The 12,757-nt window shown below is 65.9% G+C and carries 9 protein-coding genes; 7 read left to right on the forward strand and 2 right to left on the reverse strand.

Going from position 1 to position 12,757, the window contains the following annotated elements:
• Nucleotides 1–61: 61 nt before the first annotated feature.
• The gene (locus tag IWX65_RS12380; RefSeq protein ID WP_196883238.1) at nt 62–3,874 is read right to left on the reverse strand and encodes a multifunctional oxoglutarate decarboxylase/oxoglutarate dehydrogenase thiamine pyrophosphate-binding subunit/dihydrolipoyllysine-residue succinyltransferase subunit; all 3,813 of its coding nucleotides are present in this window, start codon (nt 3,872–3,874) and stop codon (nt 62–64) included.
• A 216-nt stretch (nt 3,875–4,090) separates the two neighbouring features.
• Here IWX65_RS12380 and IWX65_RS12385 point away from each other — a divergent pair, with 216 nt between their 5' ends.
• The 6 genes from IWX65_RS12385 (at nt 4,091) to IWX65_RS12410 (ending at nt 11,500) form a co-directional block, all read left to right on the forward strand.
• Nucleotides 4,091–5,545 (forward strand): GuaB1 family IMP dehydrogenase-related protein, encoded by a 1,455-nt coding sequence (locus tag IWX65_RS12385; RefSeq protein WP_196883239.1) that lies wholly within the window; start codon nt 4,091–4,093, stop codon nt 5,543–5,545.
• Between the two features lie 377 nt (nt 5,546–5,922).
• Nucleotides 5,923–7,356, forward strand: a complete 1,434-nt coding sequence (locus IWX65_RS12390) for a hemolysin family protein (RefSeq protein ID WP_196883241.1) — start codon at nt 5,923–5,925, stop codon at nt 7,354–7,356.
• Nucleotides 7,353–8,444: a hemolysin family protein gene (locus IWX65_RS12395; RefSeq protein WP_196883243.1), complete on the forward strand. Its 1,092-nt coding sequence runs from the start codon at nt 7,353–7,355 to the stop codon at nt 8,442–8,444. Before IWX65_RS12390 ends, IWX65_RS12395 begins: the two co-directional genes overlap by 4 nt.
• 191 nt (nt 8,445–8,635) lie before the next feature.
• Nucleotides 8,636–9,655 carry a metal ABC transporter solute-binding protein, Zn/Mn family gene (locus IWX65_RS12400; protein WP_196883258.1) on the forward strand — a complete coding sequence of 340 codons (1,020 nt, stop codon included), beginning with the start codon at nt 8,636–8,638 and terminating at the stop codon, nt 9,653–9,655.
• Between the two features lie 179 nt (nt 9,656–9,834).
• On the forward strand, nt 9,835–10,620 hold the full coding sequence (locus IWX65_RS12405; protein ID WP_196883328.1) for a metal ABC transporter ATP-binding protein: 786 nt from the start codon (nt 9,835–9,837) through the stop codon (nt 10,618–10,620).
• Between the two features lies 1 nt (nt 10,621).
• Nucleotides 10,622–11,500: a metal ABC transporter permease gene (locus IWX65_RS12410; protein WP_196883330.1), complete on the forward strand. Its 879-nt coding sequence runs from the start codon at nt 10,622–10,624 to the stop codon at nt 11,498–11,500.
• 40 nt (nt 11,501–11,540) lie between these two features.
• On the opposite strand, the gene IWX65_RS12415 is transcribed toward IWX65_RS12410, so the two are convergent.
• Nucleotides 11,541–11,984, reverse strand: a complete 444-nt coding sequence (locus IWX65_RS12415) for a Fur family transcriptional regulator (RefSeq protein WP_196883259.1) — start codon at nt 11,982–11,984, stop codon at nt 11,541–11,543.
• 92 nt (nt 11,985–12,076) lie between these two features.
• On the opposite strand from IWX65_RS12415, the gene IWX65_RS12420 reads away from it, so the two are divergent.
• Complete coding sequence (locus IWX65_RS12420; protein WP_196883260.1) at nt 12,077–12,736, forward strand: MBL fold metallo-hydrolase; 660 nt, start codon at nt 12,077–12,079, stop codon at nt 12,734–12,736.
• Nucleotides 12,737–12,757 lie beyond the last annotated feature (21 nt).

Raw genomic sequence — 12,757 nt, forward strand, 5'->3', positions numbered from 1 at the left:
ACCTGCCTTAAACGCGTGGGGTGGGGCCGAAGCCCCACCCAACATCATACGTATGGGCTGATTACTTTCGGCCGAACGCCTTGCGGAGCAGAAGCTCCTGCTCCACTGCGTGATGCTTTGCCGAACCGGTGGCGGTGGCCGCCGACGCCGGACGCGAGGCGAGCCGCACCTTCCGATCCAGCTCCTGCGGGAGGTTCAGTCCGATGAACGGCCACGGGCCCTGGTTGGCCGGTTCATCCTGGGCCCAGACCACTTCTGCGTTGGGGTAGGTATCCAGGGCCGCGGTGATCTCAGCGACGGGAAGCGGGTACAGCTGCTCCACGCGCACAATCGCCGTCTTCTGGTCGTCCGTCTTCTGGCGCGACGACAGCAGATCGTAGTACAGGCGGCCCGACACCAGAATGACGCGCTCGACGTCGTTTGCCGGCGTCTCGAGGGTGTCGAGGATGACCGGCTGGAAGCTGCCCTGCGTGAAGTCCTCCACCGAACTCGCCGCTGCCTTCAGCCGCAGCAGCTGCTTGGGAGTGAAGATGATCAACGGCTTGCGCGGCCGGCTGTAGGCGTGGCGCCGGAGGAGGTGGAAGTGCGACGCCGCGCTGCTCGGGTTGGCGACCACCATGTTCTCCTCGGCACACATCTGCAGGAAGCGTTCGATCCGTGCTGAGGAGTGGTCGGGGCCCTGGCCTTCGTAGCCGTGTGGAAGCATCAGCACCAGCGATGAGCGCTGGCCCCACTTCTGCTCCGCCGAGCTGAGGAACTCGTCGATGATGGTCTGGGCGCCGTTGACGAAATCACCGAACTGCGCTTCCCAGATCACGAGTGCATCGGGGCGCTCCACCGAGTAGCCGTACTCGAAGCCCATGGCTGCGTATTCGGACAGCAGGGAATCGTAGATCCAGAACTTCGCCTGGCCCGTGCTCAGATCACCGAGCGGCAGCCATTCCTCACCCGTTGCGCGGTCGTGGAACACTGCGTGGCGCTGGACGAAGGTACCGCGCCGTGTGTCCTGACCGGCGAGACGCACCGGCACCCCCTCCATGAGGAGTGAACCGAAGGCGGCGATCTCGCCGAAGCCCCAGTCGATGGCACCCTCGCGTGACATCTGCTCGCGCTTGTCGAGCAGCGCCTTGAGCTTCGGGTGCACGGTGAAGCCCTCGGGAATGCTCGTGTGGGCCTTGCCGATGTGTGCGAGCGTCTCGGGGGAGATCGCGGTGGTCGCCGGAGCCCCGGTGCCCGTGTCGGACTGCTGGGCGAAGGGCCGCTCGATATTGGAGACCGCCGCGGGATCCTTGGTGACCACCGGGATCGGTGAGGTCTGCGCGGCGTGGGTCTCCGCGAAGACCCGCTCGAGCCGCTCCTGGTAGTCACGCAGCGCCTGCTCGGCTTCCTCCTGCGTGATGTCCCCGCGGCCGATCAGCGCCTCGGTGTAGAGCTTGCGGACCGAGCGCTTCGCCTCGATCAGGTTGTACATCATCGGCTGGGTCATCGAGGGGTCATCGCCCTCGTTGTGTCCACGGCGGCGGTAGCACACCATGTCGATCACGACGTCCTTGTTGAAGCGCTGGCGGAACTGGTATGCCAGCTGCGCCACGCGGACCACGGCCTCGGGATCGTCACCGTTGACGTGGAAGATCGGCGCCTGCACCATCTTTGCGACGTCGGTCGAGTACACCGACGAGCGCGACGACGTCGGCGAGGTCGTGAATCCCACCTGGTTGTTGACGATGACGTGGATGGTGCCACCCGTGCGGTAGCCGCGCAGCTGGGAGAGGTTGAGCGTCTCGGCGACGACTCCCTGGCCGGCGAAGGCGGCATCGCCGTGGATCAGGATCGGAAGGACCGGGAAGGAGTCCCCCTGGTCGAGGAGATCCTGCTTGGCTCGGACGATGCCCTCGAGCACCGGATCCACCGCTTCGAGGTGCGAGGGGTTGGCCGCGAGGTAGACCCGCGTCTCGTTCCCGGCGTCGGAGGTGAAGGTGCCCTCGGTTCCGAGGTGGTACTTCACATCGCCCGAGCCCTGCACGGAGCGGGGATCCTGGGTGCCCTCGAACTCGCGGAAGACCTGCGCGTAGGTCTTGCCGGCGATGTTCGTCAGCACGTTCAGGCGCCCGCGGTGCGCCATGCCGACGGCCACCTCGTCGAGGCCGTCGTCGGCTGCTCCGGAGATGATGGCGTCGAGCAGCGGAATCAGCGATTCGCCGCCTTCGAGGGAGAAACGCTTCTGACCCACGAACTTCGTCTGCAGGAATGTCTCGAACGCCTCGGCGGAGTTCAGCTTGTGCAGGATGCGCAGTTGTTCTTCGCGGCTCGGCTTGGAATAGGGGTGCTCGAGCTCATCCTGGAACCACTGGCGCTCCACCGGGTCCTGGATGTGCATGTATTCGATACCGGTGGTGCGGCAGTAGGCGTCACGGAGCACGCCGAGCATGTCGCGGAACTTCAGCAGCGGCTTGCCGCCGAAGCCGCCGGTGGGCCATTCGCGGTCCAGGTCCCAGAGGGTGAGGCCGTGCGTACGGACATCGAGGTCGGCGTGCTTGCGCTGCACGTATTCCAGCGGGTTGGTGTCCGCCATCAGGTGGCCGCGCACCCGGTAGGCATGGATGAGCTGCTGGATCCGGGCCACCTTGTTGATCTCGTCCATCGGATCGACCTGGATGTCGGCGCTCCAGCGCACCGGTTCGTACGGGATCCTCAGCGACTCGAAGATCTCGTCGTAGAAGCCCTGCTCACCCAGGAGGAGCTGGTGGATGATCCGCAGGAACTCACCACTGCCGGCTCCCTGGATCACCCGGTGGTCATAGGTGGAGGTCAGGGTGATGGTCTTGCTGATGGCGTGGCGGGCGAGCGTCTTGTCGCTGGAGCCCTGGAACGCGGCCGGATATTCGAGGGCTCCGGCTCCGATGATGCAGGCCTGGCCCTTGGAAAGACGGGGGACGGAGTGCACCGTGCCGATTCCGCCCGGGTTGGTGAGGGAGACAGTGGTGCCCGCGTAGTCGTCCGCGCCGAGCTTGCCGCCGCGTGCCTTCTTCACGAGTTCCTCGTAGGCGTGCCAGAACTCCGAGAAGTTCATGTTCTCGGCCTTCTTGATGTTCGGCACCACGAGCGAACGTGTTCCGTCCGGCTTCGGCATGTCGATGGCCAGGCCGAAGTTGACGTGCGCCGGCTGCACCGACGAGGGCTTGCCGTCCACGACGTCGTAGTACACGTTCTGCGACGGGAACTGGGCCAGTGCGCGGATGATGGCGTAGCCGATCAGGTGGGTGAAGGACACCTTGCCGCCACGGGCACGGGCGAGGTGGTTGTTGATGACCACGCGGTTGTCGATCAGCAGCTTCGCCGGAATGGCGCGCACGCTCGTCGCGGTGGGAACCGTGAGGCTCGCCTCCATGTTGGTGGCGATGGCCTTCGCCGGGCCGCGCAGCGGTTTCACTGCGTCTTCGTCCATGTCGGTATTACGTGCCGACTTGGGGAGTTGGGCGGGGATGGGAGGAGTGGAGGGCTTCTGCTCTGCCGCTGCGGGCTCCTTCGCCACCGGCGGTTTGCCGGATTCCTGCTCAGAGGCGGGGGATTCCCCGGAGGCTTTCGGCGCAGCGGCCTCGGTGCGGACGACCGGCAGCTCGCGGGTCACAGGCCGGGAATCGGCAGGTGCCTGCGGGGGAGCCGCCGGGGCTTCCGCTTGTGGAGTTCCGTTCTGCGGGGCTGCGCGACCGCCTGTCTCGGCCGGCCGGTTATCCGAGCCGAACGAGTCGAACAGTTTCCACCACTTCTTGTCCACCGAGTGGCGGTCCTTCTGGAACTGCTCGTAGAGCTCATCAACAAGCCACTCGTTTCCGCCGAATTCTTCAGGTAGACGGTGGCTGGTCTGGTCTGGCACTTGTTATACGCCTCTTCCGTAAGTTGCCTGAGCGCGGTGTGGTCAGCAATCCCGGCCGAAGCGACCGGCGGTGGACCCTGTTCCAGTCTAGTGACAGGAGTTCACAACAAGCCAATTATGCGGGCTGCCGGTGCGGCGCGCGGGTGTACCGGATTCGGCGGCACGGCCCACTACAACTAGACTCTTTGCGGTACTTCGACCGCCGGGAGAGAAAAAATGCGCTTCATCAACCAGCCGACCACTGACCTGACCTATTCGGATGTGTTCCTCGTGCCGTCCGCATCTGAGGTCCTCTCCCGCTTCGACGTCGACCTTTCGTCCGATGACGGCACCGGGACCACCATCCCGCTGGTCGTCGCGAACATGACGGCGGTGACCGGCCGCCGCATGGTGGAGACCGTGGCGCGGCGCGGCGGCCTCGCCGTCCTGCCCCAGGACATCCCGTCCGAGGTCATTGCCGAAGTGACGGAATGGGTCAAGGGCAGGCACACCGTCTTCGAGACGCCCCTGAAGCTCCAGCAAGGGAATACGGTGATCGATGCGCTGCACCTGATCCAGAAGCGCGCCCACGGCGCGGTGGTGGTGGTGGACGACGCCGGGCGCTGCGTGGGTATCGTGCGCGCTTCCGATTGCGAGGGGGTGGACCGATTCGCATCCCTCGGCGCGGTCATGCGCGATGCTCCAGCCGGGATCGATGCGGGGCGCTTCGACGCCGATCCGGCGCGCGCGCTCCAGGAGGCCTTCGAGGAGCTGGACGGCGCAGGCGTACCACTAGCCCCGGTCACCGACGCGGACGGCGTGCTGCAGGGCGTCATCACCCGGACCGGCGCACTGCGGTCGACGATCTACGATCCCGCGGTGGATGCTCGCGGACGCCTCCGGGTGGCTGCTGCCGTCGGCATCAACGGCGATGTCGAGGGCAAGGCGTCCGCACTGCTGGCAGCCGGCGTCGACGTCCTCGTCGTGGACACGGCCCACGGTCACCAGCGCAAGATGCTCGACGCACTGAAGGCGGTTCGAAGCCTCGATCCGGACGTGCCGATCGTTGCCGGAAACGTGGTGAGCGCCGACGGCGTCCGCGACCTCGTGCAGGCCGGGGCCAGTATCGTCAAGGTCGGTGTAGGACCAGGGGCGATGTGCACCACCCGGATGATGACCGCCGTCGGGCGACCGCAGTTCTCCGCGGTGTACGAGTGCGCGGAGGCCGCGCGCGCCCTCGGGGCCCACGTCTGGGCCGACGGCGGGGTCCGTTACCCGCGGGACGTCGCCCTGGCGCTTGCGGCGGGCGCGAGCCAGGTCATGATCGGCTCCTGGTTCGCAGGGACCTATGAGAGCCCCGGCGATCTGCAGACCGACAGCAACGGGCGCAAGTACAAGGAAAGCTTCGGGATGGCCTCCGCCCGGGCGGTGCAGAACCGTACGCGCCGCGAGGACGTTTTCGCGCGAGCCAGGAAGGGCCTGTTCGAGGAGGGCATTTCGACCTCGAAGATGTACCTCGATCCGGCGCGGCCGGGGGTCGAGGATCTGCTGGATTCGATCACGGCCGGCGTCCGCAGTTCGATGACCTACGCAGGGGCACGGTCGCTGCGGGAATTCAACGAGCGCGCCGTCGTCGGAGTGCAGTCCGCCGCCGGCTACGAAGAGGGACGCCCGCTCCAGCAGAGCTGGTGACTCCCTGACAGCCGTGGCAAGCAATGCCATCGGTTCACTATGGGCGCAAAGGTGAGCAGCGCGGGGAAGCTCGGGTAAACTGGAGCCCTTATGGACAGCTCCTCTAGGGGCCGGCCAGCGGGGCACCCGGTGACGACGAACTTCCGTTCGTCCAGCCCGATGCCCGCGCCTCGAGCCGGCAGACCCCGACTACATGCCCATCTTCTCCTTTGCAGCGCTCCGGCAAGCGGTGGGGATTTTTCCCCGGCCGACGCCGACGACGCCGGTGCGGAGCCGCTCGCGGAGCCCTCCAGGCCCGGGGTTCCCTTCGCTGAACACCGGATCTGCCGGACGGCTCCCCCCCCTGCTGCAATCCCGCTCCAGGCGGTGGCAGCGTAATGGAATGGATCTACCTGGCCGCGGGAATCCTGCTGGTTCTCGGAACCGGCTTTTTCGTGGCCGTCGAATTCTCGCTCGTGGCACTCGACCAGACCTATGTGCAGCGCGCGGTCGACGCCGGCGACAAGAAGGCCGAACCGCTCCTGAGGTGCCTGAAATCGCTTTCGACGCAGCTCTCGAGCTGCCAGTTGGGCATCACGATGACGACGCTGCTGACGGGCTACGTCATGGAGCCGTCGGTCGCGAGCCTGCTCGAGCGGCCGCTGGGCGGGCTGGGGCTTTCCGGGCCGGCCGTCGCCACGGTGTCCATCGTCATCGCGATGACCCTCGCAACACTGCTGTCGATGCTGATCGGCGAGCTGGTGCCGAAGAACCTCTCGATTTCCCTCCCGTTCCAGGTGGGCCGCACCCTCGCCCGGCCGCAACTGCTGTTCACGGCAGTGTTCAAGCCCGCGATCGTCGTGCTCAACGGGTTCTCGAACCGGGTGCTGAACATTTTCGGGCTCGAGGCGAAGGAAGAGATTTCGGGTGCGCGCACCCCTTCCGAGCTGTCCTCGCTGGTGCGTCGCTCAGCGGAGATGGGAACCCTCGATGCCGGGACGGCGAACTTCCTGGCCCGGACCTTCGCGTTCTCGGAACGGACCGCGGCCGACGTCATGACGCCCCGCATCCGGATGGAGACGATCGATTCGGAGCAGACCGTTGCCGACGTCGTCGAACTGGCCCGCCGCACCGGCTACTCGCGCTTTCCGCTGATCGGCGAGTCCGCCGACGACATCCGCGGCGTGGTGCACGTGAAGAAGGCAGTGGCGGTGCCGCGGGACCGCCGCGCAAAGCTTCCTGCGGGCACCATCATGACGGAGGTGCTGCGGGTACCTGAAACGGTGCACCTCGACTCACTGCTCCGCGAACTGCGTGACGCGAACCTGCAGCTCGCGGTGGTCCTCGATGAGTACGGCGGCACGGCCGGTGTTGCGACGCTCGAGGACCTCGTCGAGGAGATTGTCGGCGAGGTCGCCGACGAGCACGACAAGCTGAAGCCCGGTGTGCTGCAGAGCGCCACCGGAGACTGGTATTTCCCGGCGCTCCTCCGACCCGATGAGGTCAGCGAGCAGATTCCCCTGCTCGTGGTGCCTGACGAGGCGGGCTATGAGACGGTGGGTGGTTTCGTCATGGCCGAACTGGGGCGTCTGGGAACAGTGGGCGACCGCGTGGAAGTCGAGAACGGCATGCTCGAGATCGAGCGCATGGACGGCCGCAGGATAGACCGAGTCCGTTTTGTACCGTCGGTGCCTGCCGCCACGGACGAAGCCGATGAGATCGGCCGGGTTGACCGGACCGGTCCGGGGCCCGACGGCGCAGCACAGGCGAGGAGTGCCGCAACCGGCGCCGGACGTTCCGGCAGCACCGCGGTCAAGGAAGGGAAGCGATGAGCGACTGGGCCGGAATTCTTTGGCTGATCGTGCTCCTGATGGGCAACGCGTTCTTCGTCGGTGCGGAATTCGCCGTCATGTCGGCCCGCCGCAGCCAGATCGAACCCCTGGCCGACGCAGGGTCGAAGCGCGCCAAGACCACACTCTGGGCCATGGAGCATGTCTCGCTCATGCTCGCCTGTGCGCAACTGGGGATCACCGTCTGTTCCCTGCTGATCCTCCAGGTGGCCGAGCCCGCCATCCACCACCTGCTGGTGGTGCCGCTCGAGGCCGTCGGAACCCCGGCTGGTTTCGCTGATGGAATCGCCTTCGGCATCGCGCTGCTGCTCGTGACGTTCCTGCATGTGACGTTCGGGGAAATGGTGCCGAAGAACATCTCGGTGTCGGTGGCGGACAAGGCCGCGCTCCTGCTGGCACCGCCGCTGGTGATGGTTGCGCGGGTGGTCAATCCCGTCATCTCGACACTCAACTGGTCGGCGAACCATATCCTGAAGGCCCTGCGCGTGGATCCGAAGGACGAGGTCTCCTCGACGTTCACCCTCGAGGAAGTGCAGTCGATCGTCGAGGAATCGACGAGGAGCGGCCTGGTCGACGACGAATCGGGCCTTATCTCGGGTGCGCTCGAATTCTCCGGGCAGACGGCGGAGACCTCGATGGTTTCCCTCGCCGAGCTGGTGACGATGAGGACGGATTCCACCCCTGAGGACTTCGAGAGGACCGTGGGGCGCACTGGATTCTCACGCTTCGTCCTGGTGGACGAGAGCAGCAACCTCACGGGCTACATCCACCTGAAGGACATCATGTCCCTGCCCCAGGCCATGTACTCGAAACCCATCACCGAGAACAAGGTCCGCACCCTCGCCAACCTCAACCTGCACGACGGCATCGAGGATGCGCTCACGGTCATGCAGAAGACCGGGTCCCACCTGGCGCGCGTGCTCGGTCCGGACGGCGGCACGCAGGGAGTGCTGTTCCTCGAGGACGTCATCGAGCAGCTGATCGGTGAGATCCGCGACGTCACACAGAACCAGGGTGCCCGGAGGTCCGGTGAGGGCGTGACCGAACCCGAGACGCGACTGTCCCGCTAGGTTCAGCCGGCCGGCTCAATGAACACCGCAGGAAACGATGGGCGTTCCGGTTCTGTCCGGGGCGCCCGTCGTCGTCGCGGATCGTGCGTCGATTCCGCCGAGGGGCATGGAACACCCGTTTGCGAATCATTCGCGTTAGGTTAGACTAGCTACTAACGTAAACAATTCTCATTACTGTGATCGAGGCACCCATGCACCGCGGATTCACGCGACGACCCACCCAGTTCCTCACCGGCATCGCACTGGTTGCCCTGTCGGTCTCGGCATGCGGAACCGGGTCCGGTACCGCATCCGACGCTCCGTCGGGAAGCTCCGCCGAAAAGCTGCAGGTGGTGACGAGTACAAACGTCTACGGAAGCATCGCGGAGGCGATCGGCGGGGACGACGTCGAGGTCACGGCCATCGTCACGAGCCTGAGCCAGGACCCGCACTCCTATGAAGCCACGGTCCAGGACAAACTCGCGGTGTCGAAAGCCGATCTCGTCGTCGAGAACGGCGGCGGCTATGACCCCTTCCTGCACCGGCTCGCCGACGAGACGGAGATCGACCACGACGCGATCGTCAGCGCCGTCGAAGTCTCAGGACTCGAGGGAGCACCGGACGAGCATGCCGAGGAAGAGGACCATGCCGAGGACGGGCACGCCGAAGAAGAGGGACATGCCGAGGAGGAAGGCCACGCCCACGGTTCGTTCAACGAGCACGTCTGGTACGACCTTCCAGCGATGTCCGGCCTCGCCGACACGATCGCAGGCAAGCTCGCAGGCCTGGACGAAGCCAATGCCGGCGACTACGAGGAGCGCGCAGCCGCCTTCAAGGAGGGCCTCGGCGGTGTCGAGGATTCCCTGGCCGATATCCGGGCAACGGGCGGCGGGGGAGACATGGCAGTAACCGAGCCGGTGCCGGTGTACCTGCTGGAGGCCGCTGGCTTCGTCAATGTCACGCCGGCCGGCTACAGCGAGGCGATCGAGGAAGAAACGGATGTGCCGGTGGCGGTGCTCAACGAGATGCAGACGCTCGTCGCCTCCGGGTCGGTGAGATTCCTCGCCAACAACAACCAGACGGAGGGTCCGCAGACGCAGTCCGTGAAGGCTGCGGCCGAGGAGGCCGGAGTGCCGGTGGTCAACTTCACCGAAACCCTGCCCGACGGCGAGGACTTCCTCTCCTGGATGACGGCGAATACCGCGAATGTCGCGGCGGTAGCGGGAACCTGACCTTGGGCGGAATCTTCATCGGTGAACCCACCCAGCATTCTCTCCGTGCCGCCGCGCTGTGATTGACTGAGAAGTCCCAGCGCGGCGGCCGACGGCTTTCAACCCGGAAGTAGTACCGCGTGATCCCCCTGCCGACTCTGCAGTACGTACAACCTGGAGAAACCGTGACCACACCTGTGGTGAGCCTGAGGAACGCGTCGCTCTCCTTCGGCACCCGCACCCTGTGGAGTGGACTCGATCTCGACATAATGCCGGGTGAATTCCTTGCGGTGCTCGGTCCGAACGGCTCAGGAAAGACGAGTCTGCTGAAGGTGCTGCTGGGCCTCCAGGACCTTGACACCGGAACCGCCCGGATCGAGGGCAGGCGGATCCGGCGGGGCAGCCGGCAGATCGGTTACATCCCCCAGCAGAAGTCCTTCCCGCCGGAAACTCCGCTGCGTGCCCGGGATCTGGTGGGACTCGGGCTGGACGGCCACCGCTGGGGGGTGAGGCTTCGGAACGGCGCCCACAACGCGCGGGTCGATGCCCTCCTGGCAGAGGTGGGATCGTTTTCCTACGCCGATGCTCCTGTAGGCAGGCTCTCCGGGGGCGAGCAGCAGAGGTTGCGTGCGGCGCAGGCGCTGGCGACCGAGCCAAGCGTCCTGCTGTGCGACGAACCGCTGTTGTCCCTCGACCTGCACCACCAGCAGGCGGTGAGTTCGCTGATCAACCGGCAGTGCCACGAGAAGAACAGTGTCGTGGTTTTCGTCACCCACGAGATCAATCCGGTCATCGACTACGTGGACCGAGTCCTGTACCTCGCGAACGGTCAGTTCCGGGTGGGCGCACCGAAGGACGTCATGACCAGCGAGGTTCTTTCGGGGCTCTACAACAGCCCGGTCGAGGTGCTCCATCACGACGGACGGATCATCGTGGTGGGATTGCCCGATGCCACCACCCACCACCACCACGGCGCGGAGGACTGAAATGGACCTGCAGGAATTCCTCACTGCCGTGTTCAACTTCGACAATTACGCAGAACTCCTGCCGCTGGTGAAGAACTCGCTGATAGCCGGGGCGGTGCTGGGCCTGCTGGGCGGCCTCATCGGGACGTTCGTCATGATGCGCGACCTCGCCTTCGCCGTGCACGGAATAGCCGAACTCTCCTTCGCCGGCGCCGCCTTCGCGCTGCTGGTGGGAACCAACGCGGTGTTCGGCTCACTGGTCGGCTCGGTGCTCGCGGCACTGGTGCTCGGGGTCATGGGAATTCGGGCGCGGGATCGGAATTCGATCATCGGCGTCGTGATGCCGTTCGGTCTGGGACTCGGCATCCTGTTCCTCGCGCTGTATGAGGGGCGGGCCGCCAACAAATTCGGCCTGCTGACCGGGCAGATCGTCTCGGTGGACGCTGTCCAGTTGAACCTGCTGGTCGGCTGCGCCGTCGTCGTGATGGGTGCCCTGGTCGCCATCTGGCGACCGCTCACCTTTGCCAGCGCCGACGCGGACCTTGCTGAGGCTCGCGGTGTGCCGGTGCGGGGACTGTCGATCGTCTTCATGGTGCTTCTCGGCGTGGCGGTCGCACTGTCCATCCAGGTGGTGGGCGCCCTGCTGGTCCTTGCCCTGCTCATCACCCCGGCTGCCGCTGCCCTGAAAGTGTCCTCGCATCCCGGCGTGGTGGTGCTGTTGAGCATCATCTTCGCCTGCACCTCAGTGGTGGGCGGCATCCTCCTGGCACTCGGGGGCCGCATACCCATCAGTCCCTATGTCACCACTATCTCGTTCGCGCTGTACCTGGCCTGCAGGGGAATCGCCAGCCGCCGCGGACGGGCGCGTCCAACCGCGCACAGCGCCGCCGTACCTGCCTGACGACGCTCGGCACCTGCCTGACGACGCTCGGCGGAAGGGTTCAGGAGGAGCCGGCGGCCTTCTGCGCCGAGCATTCGGGACACAGGCCGTAGATCTCCACGGTGTGCGCCACCTCGGTGAAGCCGAACTCGGCGGCGGTGCGAGCGGCCCACTGCTCCACTGCCGGTGCCTCGATCTCGACGGCGCGCCCGCAGTTGCGGCACAGCAGGTGGTGATGGTGGTGGGGAGCAGCGCAGCGCCGGTAGACAGCTTCGCCGTCGCCGTTACGCAGGACGTCGACGAGGCCGTCGTCCGCCATCGACTGGAGGATCCGGTAGGCCGTGGCCAGGGACACGGATTCGCCCCTGCCGTGCAGGACCCGGTGCAGCTCCTGGGTACTTACGAAATCAGGGAGACTGTCCAGCGCGGCGCTCACGGCACGGCGCTGTTTGGTGACTCGCTGTTCGGAACCCCGGCGGGTGGGCTGCTCCGCTTCGGGCGGCATGGAGATGTCCTTTTCAGCGGAGGTGCCGGCACGTTGATCGGGCCGGCTTTTCTCCTCCAGATTATCAGCGGCACGGCGGTAGTCTGTCGGGTATGAAGCTGACGAAGTTCACGCACGCCTGTGTCCGCCTCGAGCGCGAGGGTTCGGTGCTGGTGTTCGATCCGGGTTCCTTCTCCGAGGTGGACGAAGCCCTGGACGGCGCCCAGGCGGTGCTCATCACCCACGAGCACGCCGACCATCTTGACGAGGACGCCGTCGTTGCCGCCCTGCGCACAAAAGAGGACCTTGAGTTGTGGGCACCGCCGGGGGTTGCGCAGTCGCTGCAGGCACGGCTCGACGAGGACGCCGCCGGCCGCGTGCATCCCGTGGAAAGGAACTCCGAGTTCACGGCGGCGGGGTTTGCCGTTCGTACCTTCGGCGGCCAGCACGCGCTGATCCATCCGCTGATCCCGATGGTGGCGAACGTCGGCTACCTCGTCGAGGGCAACGTGTACCACCCGGGGGATTCCTTCGTGGTTCCCTCCGGGATTTCCGTGCAGAACCTGCTGGTGCCCCTCCACGCCCCCTGGTCGAAAGTCGGCGAGGTGATCGACTTCGTGGTCGCCGTCCGCGCTCCGCAGGCGTTTCCCATCCATGACGCCCTGCTCAATGACGCGGGGCTGGGCCTCGTGGAAAACCACGTGAAGTGCATCGGCTCGGAATACGGCTCCACCTACCGGCACCTTTCCCCTGGTGAGAGCGTCGAGGTCTAGCAGCGGATTTCCCGCAGGAAA

Source organism: Arthrobacter sp. CAN_A214 (assembly GCF_015751955.1).
Classification (GTDB): Bacteria; Actinomycetota; Actinomycetes; order Actinomycetales; family Micrococcaceae; genus Arthrobacter_D.